The sequence below is a fragment of the Pantoea sp. paga genome (genome assembly GCF_007558755.1).
GTDB lineage: Bacteria > Pseudomonadota > Gammaproteobacteria > Enterobacterales > Enterobacteriaceae > Pantoea > Pantoea agglomerans.
The window spans coordinates 95,308-114,398 of record NZ_VLTF01000008.1 but is presented as its reverse complement, the minus strand read 5'-3'; the positions used below and the strand labels follow the sequence as shown (position 1 = coordinate 114,398).

At 56.4% G+C, this 19,091-nt stretch carries 14 protein-coding genes; 7 read left to right on the top strand and 7 right to left on the bottom strand.

The annotated features are described in order from the left end of the window. Positions 1 to 45 precede the first annotated feature (45 nt). Entirely contained in the window at positions 46 to 600 is a 555-nt protein-coding gene (locus FOV68_RS18825; RefSeq protein ID WP_143991350.1) for a DcrB family lipoprotein, read from the top strand. A 55-nt stretch (positions 601 to 655) separates the two neighbouring features. Here FOV68_RS18825 and iolE read toward each other — a convergent pair whose 3' ends face one another. The 3 genes from iolE to iolD form a co-directional block, all read right to left on the bottom strand. After that, complete coding sequence (gene iolE / locus FOV68_RS18820) at positions 656 to 1,552, bottom strand: myo-inosose-2 dehydratase (protein WP_010253335.1); 897 nt, start codon at positions 1,550 to 1,552, stop codon at positions 656 to 658. A 47-nt stretch (positions 1,553 to 1,599) separates the two neighbouring features. Beyond that, on the bottom strand, positions 1,600 to 2,610 hold the full coding sequence (locus FOV68_RS18815; protein WP_033780961.1) for a Gfo/Idh/MocA family protein: 1,011 nt from the start codon (positions 2,608 to 2,610) through the stop codon (positions 1,600 to 1,602). Positions 2,611 to 2,672: 62 nt separating this feature from the next. After that, positions 2,673 to 4,613, bottom strand: a complete 1,941-nt coding sequence (iolD, locus tag FOV68_RS18810; protein ID WP_143991349.1) for a 3D-(3,5/4)-trihydroxycyclohexane-1,2-dione acylhydrolase (decyclizing) — start codon at positions 4,611 to 4,613, stop codon at positions 2,673 to 2,675. A 545-nt stretch (positions 4,614 to 5,158) separates the two neighbouring features. Between iolD and iolC the strand changes: the two genes are divergently transcribed. Both iolC and FOV68_RS18800 read left to right on the top strand, forming a co-directional pair. After that, a complete protein-coding gene (gene iolC / locus FOV68_RS18805; protein ID WP_143991348.1) occupies positions 5,159 to 7,072 on the top strand; it encodes a 5-dehydro-2-deoxygluconokinase in 1,914 nt (637 codons plus the stop codon). A 496-nt stretch (positions 7,073 to 7,568) separates the two neighbouring features. Beyond that, a complete protein-coding gene (locus tag FOV68_RS18800) occupies positions 7,569 to 8,411 on the top strand; it encodes a MurR/RpiR family transcriptional regulator (protein WP_010253340.1) in 843 nt (280 codons plus the stop codon). A gap of 98 nt (positions 8,412 to 8,509) precedes the next feature. Here the strand turns inward: FOV68_RS18800 and iolB are convergent, their stop codons facing one another. Further along, positions 8,510 to 9,328, bottom strand: coding sequence for a 5-deoxy-glucuronate isomerase (iolB, locus tag FOV68_RS18795; RefSeq protein WP_143991347.1), 819 nt, complete (start codon positions 9,326 to 9,328; stop codon positions 8,510 to 8,512). A gap of 119 nt (positions 9,329 to 9,447) precedes the next feature. Beyond that, positions 9,448 to 10,953, bottom strand: a complete 1,506-nt coding sequence (locus tag FOV68_RS18790) for a CoA-acylating methylmalonate-semialdehyde dehydrogenase (protein WP_010671520.1) — start codon at positions 10,951 to 10,953, stop codon at positions 9,448 to 9,450. A gap of 421 nt (positions 10,954 to 11,374) precedes the next feature. Here FOV68_RS18790 and FOV68_RS18785 point away from each other — a divergent pair, with 421 nt between their 5' ends. Beyond that, positions 11,375 to 12,190, top strand: a complete 816-nt coding sequence (locus tag FOV68_RS18785) for a TIM barrel protein (protein ID WP_143991346.1) — start codon at positions 11,375 to 11,377, stop codon at positions 12,188 to 12,190. Between the two features lie 83 nt (positions 12,191 to 12,273). Here the strand turns inward: FOV68_RS18785 and FOV68_RS18780 are convergent, their stop codons facing one another. Continuing rightward, complete coding sequence (locus tag FOV68_RS18780) at positions 12,274 to 13,497, bottom strand: MFS transporter (protein WP_143991345.1); 1,224 nt, start codon at positions 13,495 to 13,497, stop codon at positions 12,274 to 12,276. A gap of 300 nt (positions 13,498 to 13,797) precedes the next feature. On the opposite strand from FOV68_RS18780, the gene FOV68_RS18775 reads away from it, so the two are divergent. Further along, positions 13,798 to 14,853, top strand: coding sequence for an AI-2E family transporter (locus FOV68_RS18775; protein ID WP_010253354.1), 1,056 nt, complete (start codon positions 13,798 to 13,800; stop codon positions 14,851 to 14,853). Here FOV68_RS18775 and FOV68_RS18770 read toward each other — a convergent pair. Next, positions 14,842 to 15,525 (bottom strand): FadR/GntR family transcriptional regulator, encoded by a 684-nt coding sequence (locus tag FOV68_RS18770; RefSeq protein WP_143991344.1) that lies wholly within the window; start codon positions 15,523 to 15,525, stop codon positions 14,842 to 14,844. The two genes, FOV68_RS18775 and FOV68_RS18770, sit on opposite strands and share 12 nt — an antisense overlap. Positions 15,526 to 15,674: 149 nt before the next feature. Here FOV68_RS18770 and uxuA point away from each other — a divergent pair, with 149 nt between their 5' ends. After that, positions 15,675 to 16,859, top strand: a complete 1,185-nt coding sequence (uxuA, locus tag FOV68_RS18765; protein WP_143991343.1) for a mannonate dehydratase — start codon at positions 15,675 to 15,677, stop codon at positions 16,857 to 16,859. Positions 16,860 to 17,146: 287 nt separating this feature from the next. Further along, complete coding sequence (locus tag FOV68_RS18760; RefSeq protein ID WP_143991342.1) at positions 17,147 to 18,754, top strand: EAL domain-containing protein; 1,608 nt, start codon at positions 17,147 to 17,149, stop codon at positions 18,752 to 18,754. The last annotated feature ends 337 nt before the right edge of the window (positions 18,755 to 19,091 follow it).

The following is a 19,091-nucleotide window of genomic DNA, read 5'->3' as shown; positions in this document are numbered from 1 at the left end:
TCCTGTTGTATTAATGCCTGACTGGAAACTTAAAAAGGGATTCTGATGCGCAACCTGGTGAAATATGTAGGAATGGGTTTACTGGTACTCGGCTTAGCGGCCTGTGACCAGAAGAAAGATGAAGCGGCGAATGACAACGGCGTCAGCGCCAGTCAGTCGACGCAAACCGTCACGCTGATGGATGGCAAACTGAGCTTCTCGCTGCCACCAGGCATGTCCGATAAAAGCGGTAAACTGGGTTCGCAGACCACTAACATGCACGTTTATGCTGATGAAACCGGTGCCCGCGCCATTATTGTGATTGCCGGTGACCCGACCAATGATGGTCTGGATGTGCTGTCGCAGCGTATGGAACAGCAGCAGCGTAACCGCGATCCGCAGTTGCAGGTGGTGTCGAACAAATCTGTGACGCTGAAAGATCAGCCCGCGCAGCAGCTGGATACGGTGATTTCTGCCAACAACCAGACATCATGGTCTTCAGTGGTTCTGGCGAAAGTGGATGGCAAACTGGTGACGCTGCAGATTACGCTGCCAGGTGATAATCAGCAGCAGGCGCAGAGCGATGCTGACAACATCGTGAAAAGCATTACGCTGAAGTAAACCAGACGGCTGGCTTCCCTGCACGGGGAAGCCAGCCTTCGGTCAGAAGGGCTTTTTATAAACCTGCATTCTCGCGAATATATTTCCGCGCTTTCACCGCATATTCAAACGGATTGGCCAGTGCCGGATCCTGCTCCGCCTCAACCACCATCCAGCCTTTATAGCCGTAATCATCCAGGATTTTGAACACCGGTCTGAAGTCGATCACGCCATCGCCCGGTACGGTAAAGGTGCCCTTTTTCACTCCTTCCAGGAACGAAAGATGGTTCTCACGTACCTCGGCGACCACCTCATCACGCACATCCTTAAGATGAACGTGGAAGATGCGCGGCAGATATTTCTCCAGTACCGCCAGCATCTTCTGCTGGGAGCCTTCGGAGTAGTAGACGTGCCCGGTGTCATAGAGCAAACCGACCTGCTCGTCGGTCATTTCCATAAACCGGTCAATCTCTTCAGTAGTCTGAATGCCGGTGCCCATGTGGTGATGCAGCGTCACGCGCATCCCCTTTTCCGCCGCGATGCGGGCCAGTTCGTTGTAGCCTTCCGCGGTTAACTGCCACTCTTCATCGCTGAAAATGGCTTTTTCTTCAAACACCGCAAGCCCGGTGCCCTGAATACTTTTACTCTGCTCAGAACAGCCGATCACCCGCGCGCCCATCGCATGCAGGAAGTTCATATGCTCGATGAACTGTTCGATGGTTTTCTGTTTGTCGCCGTTGGCGAAAAAGGTGCTGAACCAGGCGTTGCAGATTTCAATGCCGCGAATGTCGAGCATCGGTTTCAGGATCGCCGGATCGCGGGGATATTTGCTGCCTACTTCGCTGCCGGTAAAGCCAGCCAGCGCCATCTCACTGACGGTTTGCTGGAAGGTATTCTCACTGCCGAGATCCGGCATGTCATCGTTGGTCCAGCCGATCGGGGCGATCGCCAGTTTTACATTCTCTTTGTTCATTATCTTATTCCCAGGCGGAGAGCGGCCATGCCGCATAGACAGCTAAATCAGTTATAGAAAGCAGGACGTGGCGGCATCTCTACCGGCTCAATCGCACCACTGTTCTGCGCTTTGATACAGGCATCGGCGGCGACTGAGGCGGCAAAGCCATCCCAGGCAGAAGGACCGGTCAACTGGCCCGCTTTGATGTCGTTGATAAACGCCTGCAGCTCAACGTCATACGCCTCGATAAAGCGATCTTTCCAGTCCACCAGAATGGTGTTCGACAGGCGGGCCTCTTTGCGCAGCTGCACCGAAGAGGGCTCTGGCAGGCGGGCAATCCCCTCTTCACCCACCACTTCACACTGGATGTCATAGCCGTAAGCGCAGTTAACGAAGATCTCGACGTCGATGCGAACCCCTTTCTGGGTTTCGAACAGCACGATCTGCGGATCTTTCAGTTGACTGTGTGACTTCGAGGTGACGCGCGGGAAGACCACCTGCACCGTTTTATAGTCATCGTTTGTCAGCCAGCGCAGCACATCCAGCTCGTGGATCAGGGTGTTGGTGATCGCCATCGGCGTGGTGTAGTTCTCCGGCACGGTCGGGTTGCGGTGCGCGCAGTGCAGCATCAGCGGCTCACCGATATCGCCATCGGTGATCACTTTTTTCAGTGCACGATAGCCCGCATCGTAGGGACGCATAAAGCCGACCTGCACCAGGCGTTTACCCGCCTGAATCTCTGCATCCACGACCCGGCGGCAGCCCTCAGCGCTCATCGCCAGCGGCTTCTCACAGAACACCGGTTTACCGGCGGCAATCGCCGCTAAGGTGAACTCTTCATGGGTCGGATCCCATGAGGTGACCAGCACCGCATCAACATTCGGAGACTGAATCACGTCGTGTCCATTTTCGAATACCTCCGCCTCAATATTCAGGCGTTGCAGTGCGGCACGCGCGCCTTCGACATTAATGTCAGAGACGGCAACCACCTGTGCACCCTGCAGCACATGGCTGCAGCGGCGAATATGTTCCTGACCAATTGCACCTGTACCGATGACGCCAAGTTTCAAAGTCATAATTACACCTGTGTAGGGTTCGTACGGAGAAGAGCAAAACGGGCCGCGGCACGGCCCTGAAATTAATATTTTCGCGCCTGATCCAGATGGCTGTTGAGCTTGTCCGCCACCGCCTGAGAACGTTCGGTCTTCGAGGCCTGCGCCACGCCGACGTGCCACCAGCTGAAATATTTGTGGATCATGGTTTTTGGCAGCACTTTGATGTCGATAAGGGTGGAAACCGTCTGCGTGCGGGCATCTTCCAGCGCCGCCTTGAGCTGCTCCAGCGTGGTCACACGATAGGTTTTGCAGCCATAACCGGCGGCGATAGCGGCAAAATCGACCGGGATAAAGCCGCCGTCCAGCTTGCCGCCTTCCGCATTACGGAACCGGAACTCGGTGGTAAAGCTGTCCATGCCGTGTTCCATCTGCAGGTTATTGATGCAGCCGTTGGTCATGTTATCCAGCAGTACCACGTTGATCTTCGCCCCTTCCTGAATCGAGGTGACCAGCTCTGAGTGCAGCATCATAAAGGAGCCATCACCGACCAGCGCATAGATCTCGCGCTGCGGCTGCGCCAGCTTCACACCCAGCGCGGCATTCACTTCATAACCCATGCAGGAGTAGCCATATTCAACGTGATAGGCGTTGTAATCTTTGGTGCGCCAGACGCGCTGCAGGTCGCCCGGCAGACTGCCCGCCGCTGCCACTACCACTGCGTCTTTTGGCAGTTGCTCATTCAGGGTGCCGAGCACGCTGCTTTGTGTCAGCAGCGACTGGGTCAGGCGGTTAAACTCGGCGAACACCGCTTCGCGGTCGAGATGATCCGCAATCTCCGGCACAAAGTCGCCATCGTGATATTCCACCTGGTAGACACGCTGCGTCTCTTTCAGCAGCTGACTCTGCGCCTGCTCAATCTGGTTGCCCCAGTCGTTGCTGTAGTGCTGCGAGGCCAGCCCGGCGGTGAGCGCGGTGAGCCCTTCGCGGGCATCGGCCAGCAGCTGCACGCCATCGAGCTTGTAGCTGTCGAAGTTACTGACGTTGATGTTCAGGAAGCTGACATCGGGATGCTGGAAAATCCATTTCGAAGCGGTAGTGAAGTCGGTATAGCGGGTGCCGATGCCGATCACTAAATCGGCCTCTTTCGCCAGCAGGTTAGCCGCCAGACAGCCGGTTTCGCCCACGCCGCCGACATTCAGCGGATGGTCAGAGACCAGCGTGCCTTTGCCCGCCTGCGTCTCCGCAAAGGGAATCTGATAGCGCTCGGCAAACTGGCGCAGCGCCTCGCCCGCTTCGGAGTATTTCACTCCGCCGCCGCAGATAATCATCGGCTTGCGCTTACGGTTAATTAGCGTCAGGGCATCTGCCAGCTGCGCCGCCACCGGCAGGCGGCGATCCAGACGGTGCACCCGTTTCTGGAAGAAGTAGTCCGGGTAATCCCAGGCTTCGCCCTGCACATCCTGCGGCAGCGACAGCGTGACCGCGCCGGTTTCTGCCGGATCGGTCAGTACGCGCATGGCGTTGATACAGGCGGACATCAGCTGTTCCGGGCGGCTGACGCGATCCCAGTATTTGCTGACGGCGCGGAAGGCATCGTTGGTGCTGATGCTGAGATCGTAGCTCTGCTCAATCTGTTGCAGCACCGGATCGGGCTGGCGGGTGGCGAAGACATCGCCTGGCAGCAGCAGCAGAGGAATGCGGTTGGCGGTCGCGGTCGCCGCGGCGGTGATCATATTGGCCGCACCAGGCCCCACAGATGAACTGCAGGCGATAATCTGGCGGCGCAGCGACTGGCGCGCAAAGCCGGTGGCAGCATGAGCCATGCCCTGCTCATTACGGCCCTGATAAACCACCAGATCGCCGCTATCCTGTTCCAGCGCCTGGCCCAGCCCCAGCACGTTGCCATGTCCGAAAATGGCGAAGATGCCTTTTACGAACTTCGTCTCAACGCCATCGACATCAATGAATTGATTATCAAGAAATTTAACCAGCGCCTGTGCCGTGGTCAGTCTGATAGTGCCCATATTCTTCCTTACATGCTGGTGGACCCCGACTTCCGCGACAGCACGCCAGGCGTTGTCATCGGCGGAAAAGGCGACCTGAATAACTGAAACGTGAGGCGATTATAAACAAATATATTTTTCATAAAACACGATTACAGAAGAAACATTTCATTTTGCGAGTGAGATCAAATTTAATGACGGCAACAGGTCTGGCGGGCGATTACAGTGGGGAAATCTGGAACGTTTAACAGAGAGTGGTGCCTGTTGAAAAAATTCATTTCAATGCAGCAGCTTGCCTGACTGGCATGAGGATTCCTGCGATCCCCTTCACAACCCTGACATACCGCACATCACGCTGGCAGAGGTCGCGCAGGCGGGCGGCAATCAGGAGTTTTACCTGGTTCACAAAATTGCGATGGATATTTCATTTCGTATTGAATATGGAATTTTTATTCCTCATACTCCCCTCATAGCCAGTCAGACACCTACAGACCCGGAAGCAGAGCGAAACTGGTGTCGGTCTTTACGCCCGCCAGCGCTGCTAATCACAGAAGGAAACCACAGGTATGAGTACACAACAGAAACCGCTTGATGTGATTTGTATCGGGCGCATCGCCGTTGATTTTTATGGCCAGCAAATCGGGGCGCGACTGGAAGATGTCACCTCCTTTGCTAAATATCTGGGCGGCTCGTCGGGCAACGTCGCCTATGGCACCGCGATTCAGGGGCTGAAATCGGCGATGCTGGCGCGGGTGGGAGATGAGCATAATGGTCGCTTTCTGCGTGAAGAGTTGCAGCGCGTAGGCTGTAACACCGATGCGCTAATCACCGATCCGCAGCGTCTGACCGGACTGGTGATCCTCGGCATTAAAGATGAAGAGACTTTTCCGCTGATTTTCTACCGCGATAACTGCGCCGATATGGGTCTGGTTCCGGACGATATCGACGAAGCCTTTATTACCTCTGCGCGCGCCGTGGCGGTTACCGGCACGCACTTGTCCCATCCTCAGACCCGCGAAGCGGTGCTGAAAGCGCTGGATATCGCCCGCCGCAACGGCCTGCGCACGGCGCTGGATATCGATTACCGCCCGGTGTTGTGGGGACTGACCTCTCTGGGTGACGGTGAAACGCGTTTCATTGAGTCGTCACAGGTCACGCAGCAGTTACAGGAAGTGGTGCACTATTTCGATTTGATCGTCGGCACCGAAGAGGAGTTTCATATTGCCGGTGGCAGTACCGACACCCTGACCGCGCTGAAAAACGTGCGTCAGGCGAGTCAGGCGACGCTGGTCTGCAAACGTGGTCCGCTGGGTTGCGTGGTGTTTGAAGGTGAGATCCCGGATAGCTGGGAACAGACAGAGCTGCACACGGGCGTTCGCGTCGAGGTTCTCAACGTGCTGGGCGCGGGCGATGCCTTTATGTCTGGCCTGCTGCGCGGCTGGCTGAATGATGAGGGCTGGACTCAGGCTTGCCGTTACGCCAACGCCTGCGGAGCGCTGGTGGTATCACGCCACGGTTGTGCGCCCGCCATGCCAACCAAAGCGGAACTGGATGATTTCCTGAGTCGTGACAAAGAGGTCAAACGTCCCGATCTCGACAGCCGTCTGAACCATCTGCACCGCGTGACTACCCGCAAGCAGCAGTGGCCGGAGCTGAATGTCTTCGCCTTTGACCACCGCAAACAGCTGGCGGATATGGCGCAGGAAGCGGGCGTTGATGAGAGCCGCATTCCGGAACTGAAACTGCTGCTGCTGGAAGCTGCTCAGCAGGCTGCCAGAGAGGCAGGATTAGAGAATAAAAGCGGGATTCTGGCGGATACAACCTACGGTCAGAAGGCGCTGAACGCCATCACCGGTAAGAACTGGTGGATTGGCCGCCCGATTGAGCTGCCGAGCTCGCGTCCGCTGCGCCTGGAGCATGGCAACATCGGCTCGCAGCTGATCGACTGGCCTGCCGAACACGTGGTGAAATGTCTGGTCTTCTATCATCCGCATGACAGCGCTGAACTGCGTAAAGAGCAGGATGATCTGGTGCTCGACGTCTGGAACGGCTGTAACAAAAGCGGTCATGAGCTGCTGCTGGAAGTGATTCTGCCCGACAACAACCCGGATAAGAGCGAAGCGTATTACTTTGATATGTTGAGCCATTTCTACAGTCTGGGCATCCAGCCTGACTGGTGGAAACTGCCACCGCTGTCGGCGGAAAGCTGGCAGGCGATTAGCGGTCTGATTGAGCAGCAGGATCCCCACTGTCGCGGCATTCTGTTACTCGGTCTGGATGCGCCCGAAGAGAAGCTTAAAGCGGGCTTCGCCGCGGCGGCCAAAGCGCCCTGGGTGAAAGGTTTTGCGGTAGGCCGCACTATCTTTGGTCAGCCTTCCCGCCAGTGGTTACAGGGGGAGCTGGACGATCAGGCGTTGATTGAGACGGTTAAAGGCAACTATCTGCGACTGATTGAGTACTGGCGCGCTGCCCGCGCCTGATTTGCTGCTCTGCCAGAGGCTGTCTCAACCAGGATAGCCTCAGACTGCTGACTCATTCAAAGCAGGGTGAACGTTGCCGCAACGAATAAGCTCAATGCGCAGGTAACACGGTCAGAGGAGGAAAGCGTCCCGCGCCAGGGACGGCGCGGGCCGAGCGGCCAGGGATGGCTTTAGCGACTTTCCGATCTGACCGTGTTACCTGAGCCTGCACAGTCTTACAGCTGGAAGGGACACACTTTTCAACAATCTCACGCCATCACACCCGGGATGGCGTTTTTACTCGCATCCCTCTTCCCCTCACTTACTTTCCACGCCGGTTTTCATCCTGTTATGACCTGTGCAGAGGCGCGCCTCGGGTGCTGAGGCTAATCTGTGAACCATTTCATAAAGCCATGAAATAAACTGCATCGTTGACGCAAAGAAATGAAATTTTCCATCCATCTGGTAATATAGCGCTCATTATGCAGCCATTATTCTAATTATACGGGCAGAAGTGATGAACAATAATCCCACCCAACTTTCTCTCTTGCAGGACGATATTCGTCGCCGCTACGAAACGCTGAGCAAGCGTCTTAAACAGGTTGCGCGCTACATCCTTGATAACAGTAACAGTATTGCTTTCGATACCGTCGCCTCGATTGCTCAGCAGGCCGATGTGCCACCGTCCACGCTGATCCGCTTTGCGAATGCTTTTGGCTTCAGCGGCTTCAACGAAATGAAACAGGTTTTTCGTCAGCACCTGATGGAAGAGACGGTCAACTATACCGAGCGCGCTCGCCTGTTTCGCCAGACCTCAACGGATGACAGCGCCAGTGCGCCTGAAAGTCCGGCGGAAATCCTCAACGTCTTTACCATGGTTAACAGCCAGGCGCTGCAGCAGCTGGCGATGCAGGTTAATCCTGAGCAGCTGAACAAAGCGGTGAAGCTGCTGAATGAAGCTGAGAATATCTATGTCATCGGACTGCGCCGCTCTTTCAGCGTCGCCTCCTACCTGGTCTACGCGCTGCGTCATCTGGAGCGCCGCGCTTTCCTGATTGATGGCCTGGGCGGGATGTTTACCGAGCAGCTCAGCCTGGTAAACCCGAAAGATGTGGTGATTGCGATCAGCTACTCGCCTTATGCACGTGAAGCGGTCGAGGTGGTTGAAATGGGTGCCAAACGCGGTGCGCATCAGATTGCCATTACCGACAGTCAGGTCAGTCCGCTGGCCGCCTTCAGCGATGTCTGCTTTGTGGTACGTGAAGCGCAGGTCGATGGCTTCCGTTCGCAGGTCGCCTCACTCTGCCTGGCACAGACGCTGGCGGTTTCGCTGGCACTGAACAACGCAAAGACCAGCTGAGTTCCACACACAAAAAAGGGCAGCGCGACAGGCTGCCCTTTTTACTGATACGAACGCGGGTTATAAACCGTGATTACTGTTTATTTTTCAGCGAAGACTTACGCTTTCCGCGGATAGCTGTCGCTGTTCACCCAGGCGTGGTCTTTTTCCCAGGTAAATTTCCACAGCCGCACCGGCCCCGCCATCACGTTCAGATAGTAGTTATTGTATCCCGCCAGCGTCGCTACCGGATGATAGCCGCGCGGTACCATCACCACGTCGCGATTATAAGGTGCCATACAGACATCCAGGAAACGGTCGTCGGTGTAAACGCGCTGCATGGCAAAGCCAGGTTCCGGATCGAAACGGTGATAGTAGGTCTCTTCCAGGTAGGTTTCGTTTTCACTCTCCTCCTGGTCGTGCTTGTGGCTGGGATAAGAGCTGGTATCGCCCTCGTTGGTATAGACTTCCACCACCAGCAGGCTATCAGCCGGTTCATTGTCAGGCAGGATATTGTGAACCAGGCGCTGGTTGCGCCCTTTTCCGCGATGCTCAACGCCGACATCGGCTGGTGCAATCAGGCGCGCAGGCAGATTCCCCTGACCGGGCGCATTACAGACCGCCAGCTCAAGATCGCTGTCAGCGTAAACCTCAACTTCATCATCATGCGGCACATAAACGGAATAAGGCGGTACGCGCTCAAAAGGCGACATGCGCTGACCGATACCGGGAAACTCAGCATGGCGGGTTTTTACCGAGGCCAGCCCGGCCACCAGCACCAGACATAGCTCTTTATCACCACTACTGAGGCGCAGGGTTTCCCCTTTCTTCAGCAAATAGGCATCAAATCCCACATAACGCCAGCCGGCGCGCTCAGGCGTCACATGCTGAATACGACCCTGCGCGTCAGGGGCTTGTGCTTTCGACAGTAAAGACATCCTGATACTCCTCTCTGTCACGATTGACGCTGCGGTGGGCTCGCGGGCGTGATGCCAGCGAACAAAGCGACCGGCAGATTATCCTGCCGGTCGCGCACCGGGATCAGCGTTGAAATGAATCAGCCTAAGGTTGGCATACTGAATTCAGACACGGTCTGCTGACCGGATGGCCAGCGTACGGTGGCCGTTTTCATGCGGGTATAGAAACGCACGCCATCCGGCCCATGAACATTGAGCGCGCCAAACACTGAACGCTTCCAGCCGCCGAAGCTGTGGAACGCCATCGGCACCGGAACCGGCACGTTGACACCGACCATACCCGCTTCAACGTTCTGCACAAACTCACGTGCGGTGTGACCGTTGCTGGTGAAAATCGCGCTGCCGTTGCCGAATTCATGGCTGTTAACCAGTTGCAGTGCACTGTCGTAGTCCGGTGCGCGCATGATGCTCAGCACCGGCCCGAAAATCTCTTCGCGCCAGATCACCATCTCAGAGGTGACATGATCAAACAGCGTGCCGCCGACGTAGTAACCTTCGGCGTGACCTGCAACCTGCACGTTACGACCATCGACCACCAGCTTCGCGCCTTCCTGCTCGCCTTTGTCGATGTAGCCCAGCACTTTCTTCTGGTGCGCCGCCGAAACGACCGGTCCCATCTCATTTTCATCAGCGCCCTGATTAATGCCAGGGCCGATACGCAGCGCGTTCACCAGCGGAGTCAGACGGGCGATCAGCTTGTCGGCGGTATCATCGCCCACGGCGACCACAACCGGCAGCGCCATGCAGCGTTCACCAGCAGAGCCAAACGCACCGCCCATAATGGCGTTGACGGTGGCATCCAGGTCGGCATCCGGCATAACGATAGCGTGGTTTTTCGCCGCGCCAAACGCCTGTACCCGCTTGCCGTGGGCGCTGGCGGTTTTATAGATATGCTCAGCCACGCCTGAAGAACCGACGAAGCTCACCGCGGCAATACGCGGATCTTTATAGAGCTGCTCAGCATCTTCATTAGAACTGTGCACCACGTTGAATACGCCATCGGGCAGGCCCGCTTCGGTCAGCAGTTCAGCCATACGCACTGCCGCGGAAGGATCCAGAGCCGGTGGCTTCAGCACAAAGGTGTTACCGCAGGCCAGGGCTATCGGGAACATCCACAGCGGCACCATCGCCGGGAAGTTAAACGGCGTAATGCCCGCCACGACGCCGACCGGTTGCATCAGCGAGTAGCTGTCAACGCCGCTGCCGACGTTCGGGGAATATTCGCCTTTGAGCAGATGGGGGATCCCGCAGGCAAACTCAATCACTTCGATGCCACGTGTCAGTTCACCCAGCGCATCAGACCAGACTTTGCCGTGCTCAGAGACAATCAGCGCCGCCAGCTCGTCACGGTGCTTCTCCATCAGGGCTTTAAAGTTGAACAGAACGCGGGCGCGACGCAGCGGCGAGGTTTTCGACCAGGCGGCAAAAGCGTCATGCGCGACACCAATCGCCTGGGCCACTTCATCAGCGGTACTTTGCGTCAGTTCACGTACCACTTTGCCGGTTGCCGGATCGTAAACAGGAATGGTTTCGTTGCTGGCGCTGAAAGTGGTTTTACCGCCAATAAAGTTACCTATGATTGTCATGATGTTGCCTCTTTAGATGGTTAAGTTCCCTGCAGACGGACCATGCGACCTGCCACACTGCCTGACCAGGCAAACCTGAAAGCGTGCTATGAAGCTATTACAGTGGAACAAATTTTTCAAATGGTTATTTTTGGAAAATTTGATTTTAGCGGCACAGATCGCATTTTTCCCGCCACTCAGTCTCTCGCGGCATTACGATGACGGGAGGCCACTAATAGCGGCCAGCCTTAGCGTAGCAGGGTAATAGCCTGGGAGTGGTTTGGGCGTTTTACTGCGAAGTCGATCCAGCCTTTATGCATCCGGCTGAAACGGAATATGAAATTAATGCGAGGCTGATCTAATAATTTGTGTTTCATTATTCACTATTAATGAAATAAATGTTCTCTTTGGTCGCATCATCCTCCTGTCCCGGAGTCAGCGCATGGCCATCGATCCAACCCGTTTCTGTATTAACCGCAAAATTGCGCCCCGGCTCTCGCTGGAGGCATTTTTTCAGCTGGTTCAGCGCCTGGGGCTGAGCAAGGTTGAACTGCGTAATGACATGCCGGGCGGCAGCGTCACTGACGATCTCAGCACCGATCAGCTGCGCGCTCTGACCGACAGGTATCATATTGATATCATCACCATTAATGCGCTCTATCCGTTTAACCGCATTGATGACGCGCTACTGGCCCGGGCCGAAGCACTGTTACAGACAGCACAACAGATTGGTGCAAAGGCGCTGGTCATGTGTCCGCTGAATGAGGGGATTGCCGTGTCGCCTCAGCAGACTCAGGCGGCGATGCAGCAGCTGGCTCCGCGCTTTGCCCACTATGGCATTCAGGGGCTGGTGGAGCCGCTGGGTTTTCCGGTCAGCTCGCTGCGTTCGGTGGTACACGCGCAGCAATTGATCGCCGCGGCGGACGTGCCCTTTAAGTTGTTGCTGGATACCTTTCATCATCATCTTTATGAGCAGGCTGAACTGGAGTTTCCAGCAGGCATTGATGTTAACCAGATCGGTCTGGTGCACCTTTCGGGCGTGGAAGATCGTCGCCCGATCGCCGAACTGACCGATGAAGAACGCATCATGCTGAGTGATAACGATGTACTGAAGAGCGTGGTACAGGTGAAGCGGCTGGAGATGCTCGGCTATAAGGGCGTTTATGCCTTTGAGCCCTTCTCCAGTCAGCTCAGCAACTGGCCCCCTGCGGAGATTGAACGCCAGATTCGCAACAGTATTGAACTGCTGCAGGCCTGAATCCTGTTCTGCGCTTTGCGCGCACCATTAATCGGTTTATCTGTGTCTGAAAAGACGTTCTGGCCCGCTGCTGGGCCATTTTTTTATCCTGAAGAATCGTCTGCTGCCGGCAACACCGCCTGACGCCGCTGCATGCGCAGCGTGCAGAAAAAAGCGACGCAGACCAGCAGCGCCGTGAGCAGGTAGACGCGTGAGACCCCCGCATAAGTCATGATGAATCCGGCAAGTGGCCCGGTTATCCCCAGCGACAGATCCATAAAGGCGGTGTAGGTCGCCAGCGCGCTGCCCTGATTCTGCTGCGGCACCACTTTTACCGCCACCACGCCCAGCGCCGGGAATACCAGCGAGAACCCGGCACCGGTCAGAAATGCGCCCGCTTTTGCCATCCAGGGATCACCCGCTGCGGCGACCAGAAACAGTCCGGCGGCTTCAACCGCCAGACAGATGCTGGCGACCCGCAGACCGCCGTGGCGGTTAATCGCATTCGGGAACAGCAAACGCGCTCCGACAAAAGCGCCGCTGAACAGGGAGAGCGCAAAGGCGGCCCCTTCCCAGCCTTTATCCTGATAGAACAGGGTAATAAAGGTGGCGATGACACCAAAACCCGCCGAACCCATCGCCAGAATCGCACCAAAACCGGCGATTTTCCCCAGCACCGCACGAAACGGCAGGGGTCTGGCCCGGCTGGCTTTTACGGCCGGACGCGGCACCGCGCAGACGATGCCCACCACGCAGATAGCAACAATGACCAGCGACAGCCACAGCAGGCCACCCGCCCGGAATATCACCACGCCGAGCGGTGCGCCAATCGCCATCGCGCCATAAGTGACGATACCGTTCCAGGAGATGACCCGGCCAATGTGCAGCGAACCCACCCGCGACACACCCCACAACGAGGTGCCGGTGCCGGTAAAACTCTGGCCCACGCCCAGAATCAAGCGGCCCACGCAGAGCAGCGTCAGGCTTAACAGCGGTGATTCGATGAGCGCCGCCAGCAGAATACACAGCCCGCTGATCAGACAGCCCACCAGGCCGGTCACCACCACTTTCTTTGGCCCCCAGAGATCGGCATAGCGTCCGGCGTGTGGGCGGCTCAGCAGCGTCGCCACATATTGCAGGCTGATCACCAGGCCCGCCCAGAATGCGCTGAAGCCCAGCTGGTCATGCACCCATCCTGGCAATACCGCCAGCGGCAGACCGATAGTGAGATAGCTGGCAAAGTTGTAGGCCACGATAGAGAGGATCAGCAGAGAGATGTGCAGGTTTCCGGATGGGGTGTTCGGTTCCGCTGAAGGCTGTTCAGGCATGAGTCCTCGCGCTCGTATTTGGCTGAATGATAAGGTTTATCCTTTAACTATACCCGCTTTCACCACTGGCGCATCTTAATGACACGGTTATCGGATGGCTGCCCCTGCCCGGACGTGCAGCAGAAAGCCGGGTAAACACCGGAACAATGGGGACTTGCGGCTCTGACGCGATAGCTGAGTGCTATGGCGTTGATGACATCATCCACCTGCCGCCGCGCTTTACCGTTTCTCTGATAAATCAGATTGTTAATTTTGTTTCAGCTACACTTTCAACAGCCAAATTACGTTATGAGAGAGAGAATGAGCGAGCTGCAACGGGAAAAGATCGGACAAAATATTCTGATAAAACTGGCGATGCTGGTCATTATCCTCGCCGGGGTTCGGGCAGCGTCCGATATTCTGGTTCCGCTGCTGCTGGCGGCGTTCTTTGCCATTGTGCTGAATCCGCTGGTGACGATGCTGATGCGTCGTGGCTTCCGCCGTGGGCTGGCGATTGGGCTGGTGATCACGGTGATTTTCTGCGCTCTCGTGCTACTGGGTGCCATTATTGCCAGCTCCATGAGCGAGTTTTCCGATCTCTATCCGCAACTGCGCGCCACCATGGAGCAGAAAATGACGGTGCTGCAACATCTGGCGGCGGGCTTTCATCTTAATATTTCAACCGATGCGCTGGTACAGCGTTTCGATCCTAATACCATGATGAACCTGGCTACCGTGGCGCTGAGCGGCTTTTCCGGCGCGATGACCAATACCGTGCTGCTGGTGCTGACCGTGGTGTTTATGCTGTTTGAGGTCCATCACCTGCCCTATAAAATGCGCAACGCGCTGGTGAATCCGAAAATTCGCATCGCCGGATTGCATAAAGCGCTGAAAGGCGTCACGCACTATCTGGCGTTGAAAACCCTGGTGAGTCTGATAACCGGCATCGCGGTCTGGCTGAGTCTCTATCTGCTGGATGTGAAGTTTGCGCTGTTATGGGGTGTCGTAGCGTTTATCCTCAACTTTATTCCCAATATCGGCCCGATTATCGCCGGTATCCCGCCCTTCCTGCAGGCGTTGTTACTGAACAGCCTGTTTGATGCCGCGATGGTGGCGGCGCTGTTTACCGCGATTCATATGGTGTTTGGCAATATGCTGGAGCCGCGCCTGATGGGGCGCGGTCTTGGCTTATCGACACTGGTGGTGTTTCTGTCGCTGGTATTCTGGGGCTGGCTGCTCGGTCCGGTCGGCATGCTGCTCTCGGTGCCGCTCACCAGCATTACTAAAATTCTGATGGAGACCACGCCAGGCGGCAGCCGTCTGGCGATTATGCTGGGCACCGGACGACCTAAGCGGGCGCGGGCATTAACCAAGTAGCCGCTGCTGCACATGCTGCAGATGGCTCTCCATCGCCTGACGTGCAGCCACTTCATCGCCCGCCACAATCGCATTGGCGATCTGCTGATGGTCAGCGTTCATCTCCTGCGCGAAGCTGTTATCTGCATAATGGCGCTCCAGTCGCTGCACATGCGGGCTGTGGCGCCGGTTCCATAACTGCTCCAGCAGGTCGCGTAACACATCATTGCCGCTCATCTCACTGATCAGCAGATGGAAGCGCTTGTCCTGCTCCAGAAAGGCCGCGTCGTTTTCATTGTACTGCTGCAGTTCAGCGGTCAGCGCCAGCAGTGCCGCCCGCTGAATAGTGGTGCCGTTACGTGCGGCAAATCCCGCCAGCATCCCCTCAAAAGCTTCACGCGCCTGCAACAGATCCTGCAGACTGCAGGTTTCACTCTCCTGCGGAACCGCAGCCTGCGGCAGCGGATGGGCGACGTAAACACCGTTGCCAGTGCGGATATCGACCCAGCCGGTCATCTCCAGCGCAATCAATGCTTCACGCACTGATGAACGACTGACACCCAGCTGTTTTGCCAGCTCGCGCTCCGGTGGCAGCAACCCACCTGCCACAAAGTCACCGCGCGTGATACCGGCCATGATGACGTTGGCGATCTGACGGTACAGGCGCTCGGTTTTTATTACTGGCAGCGTCATCACCCTCTCCTCTGATTGCACTTAAAAGCGATCTCTTCACCGATGCAGTTTGTCATGCTGCGATCCGGATCACGGCCCTGTTTTGTCCACTATCATACTCTTGGTCCAGCGGCCTGACCACTAGGCCACATCACAGTTGAGGAGTAAGAATGGAACATACATGGCGATGGTACGGCCCCAACGACCCGGTCTCACTGGATGATGCGCGTCAGGCGGGCGCGACCGGCATTGTGACGGCGCTGCACCATATCCCTAACGGCGAGGTATGGCCGGTTGAGGAGATTAAAGCGCGTCAGGCACTGCTGGCGGAAAAAGGTCTGGTCTGGTCGGTGGTAGAGAGCATCCCGGTCCATGAGGCGATTAAAACCCAGCGTGGTGACTACCTTCGCTATATCGCCAATTATCAGCAGTCGATACGCAATCTGGCTGCCTGCGGCATTGATACCGTCTGCTACAACTTCATGCCGGTGCTGGACTGGACGCGAACCGACCTAGCCTGGACGCTGCCGGATGGCGCAAAAGCGCTGCGCTTCGACGCCGACGCTTTTGCGGCCTTCGAGCTTTATCTGTTGCAGCGTCCGGCAGCGGAACAGGATTACAGCGCTGCCGAGCAGCAGGCCGCCGCTCAGCGCTTTGCCGCCATGAGCGCAGAAGAGAAAAGCACCCTGGTGCGCAATATTATCGCCGGTCTGCCAGGCGCCGAAGAGGGTTACACCCTGGAGCAGTTTCAGGCGCAGCTGTCGCAGTATGACGGCATCGACAAAGCGAAACTGCGCGAGCATATGGCGACCTTCCTGCGCGCCATCGTGCCGGTTGCGGAGGAAACGGGCATTAAACTGGCGGTGCATCCGGATGACCCACCACGTCCTATTCTGGGTCTGCCGCGCATTATTTCTACGCAGGAAGATATGCAGTGGCTGAAAGAAACCGTGGATAGTCTGCACAACGGTTTCTGTTTCTGTACCGGCTCCTATGGCGTGCGTGCCGACAACGCGCTGGTTGAGATGGCGGAAACCTATGCCGACCGCATTAACTTTATCCATCTGCGCGCCACGAAACGCGAGGCAAACCCGGCCAGCTTCCATGAAGCGGCGCATCTGGCGGGCGACGTCGATATGGTCGGCGTGATCAAGGTTATTCTGGCAGAAGAGCAGCGCCGCCGTCGGGCGGGCAACCTGCGGGCGATTCCCATGCGTCCCGATCACGGCCATCAGATGCTGGACGATCTGCATAAGCGCACCAATCCCGGTTATTCCGCCATTGGCCGCCTGAAAGGCCTTGCCGAACTGCGCGGCGTTGAAGTAGCACTGAAACAGATCTATTTTGCCGATTAAGTAAAACGTCCTGCCCTGCGCCCGCCCTGTGACGGGCCAGGGTCTCTCCTGGCCGCTGCGGCGGATCGGCCTTCTGCCCTGCCTGCCACCCGTTTTCACCTGATTGTTTTGCTGCATAGCAATGAAAACCAAACAACCTGTCAAAAAATGCAATGTCTGGTCGATAATTGACCTTAGTCAGTTCTCCTGATCGCAAAAACGCTAATCTGCACCGCCCGGAGAGATGCTATGCTGCGCCACTGATCAGCACCTCCGCATAACACCAATAATACTCAGAGGATTCAGCGGTGCCGCTACTGAAACGAAAACGCGACTACGCCAGGCTGGTGATTATTATTTCCGGCGTGCTGCCTCTGATTATTGGCATTTTTTTCACCGCCCTGGATGCGCGCCACACCGTGCATCAGCAGCAGGTAACCGCGGCGAATACGCTGCTATCTCAGGCTGAAAGAATGAGCGACAGCGCCTGGGATATGATTACTGTGCTGCGCCAGTTTCATCATCAGCCCTGCAGCCAGATTGAAAACCAGCTGCAGCGCATTGGCTCGCTAAACCCCTATTTCCGCGCGATTGGTAAAATGGAGCAGGATCACATCGCCTGTTCGTCGGTGTATGGTTCACGCCCAGGCCTGCTGAAAGATATGATCATGCGCGACGCGCCGGTTACCGGAAAAGCCTGGTGGAGTCTGTCAATTGCCGGAACAACGGGCGTACCGGATCGGCCGGCAGTGATTTTTATGCGCGATCTGCCCGATGGCGAGGGATTCTGGGCAGTGATCGATGGCCAGTATCTGATCGATTTTATGCGCGCGATCAGCAGCAGCCATCTCTATCATTTCAGCATGACGTTCAGCGGCGGCGCGCCGATCTCGTTTGGCGATCCGCACATCGCCGCGTCCAGCTGGTTTGAACCCATGATTTATCAGGCTCTCTCCCACCGCTATCCGCTCTCTGTCACCCTCATTGCCTCACCCTCTGAACTGATCTCGGCCTGGCGTCAGGTGATGTTTATCATCATGCCGATGGCCGCTATCTTCTCTATTCTGCTGATGATGCTGATGGCGAACTGGCTGAAACGGCGTATTTCATGGCGCGATGAGATTCGCCGGGCCATCACCAGCGGCCAGTTCAGGGCGCACTATCAGCCGGTCTATGACAACCGGCTGCAACGCTGCAGCGGCGCTGAAGCTCTGCTGCGCTGGACAACGCCCGACGGTAAAGGCGTGCGGCCAGATATTTTTATCGGCGCAGCAGAAGCGGAAGGCATGATTGTGCCGCTGACCCGCCATCTGCTCGAATTAATTGCAGAGGATGTGCAGGCGTGGCAGGTTGAGCCCCATTTCCACCTGGCCATTAACGTGGCGGCGGATCATCTGCAGCATCCTGACTTTGTCGACGATATGCTGCAGTTTGCCGAACGGATCAAAGATAAGCAGTTCCTGATAACCCTGGAGCTGACCGAACGCAGCCTGATCAAAGATGGCGCGGAGGTGGCACGCAAGCTGGAGCAGTTACGTGGTTGCGGCATGAAGGTCGCGATTGATGATTTTGGTACCGGTCACTGTTCGCTGAGCTATTTACAGACCTTCACGATAGATTATCTGAAAATCGATCGCGGCTTTATCAACGCGATTGAATCCCTTGAAGGCAGAACGCCGGTGCTGGACGCGATTATCCAGCTCAGCCATGAGCTTGAGCTTGAAGTGCTGGGAGAAGGCGTTGAGACCGCCTTACAGTTCAGCTATCTGCAACGGCGCGGTGTGGTCTATATCCAGGGCTATTATTATGCCCGCCCGATGGACAACACGGCGCTGGTTGCCTGGCTGACCGATCGGGGCGAACAGCCGATTGAACGGGAGCCGGCTCTTCAGACCCGGCAGGAACCCGACGTCTGAACCAGAGAAGATGGCAGCTGAACCGCCAGTCGAGCCACATTCACTCATCTTTCTGCTCTCCGCCCTGTGATGCACAGCGGATAGCCGCTTCCGGTACCAGCCTGGCCCGTAACTTCCCTTCTTTACCCCTGATTTGCTGAAAAAAACGGCGGTCGTCACGCTCAGTGATAATTTTTTTGCGGTTGCAAACAGCTCTATTTGTTGTAAAAACAGGCCGGATGTAGCCCAAACATGACAGATATCACACAAAAACGGTATACTCTGTCGCTGTTCGCAATAATCACAACAGTAATTATTGTGTCTGCCGGCGCATAAACAGTGCTTATTTACGGCTATG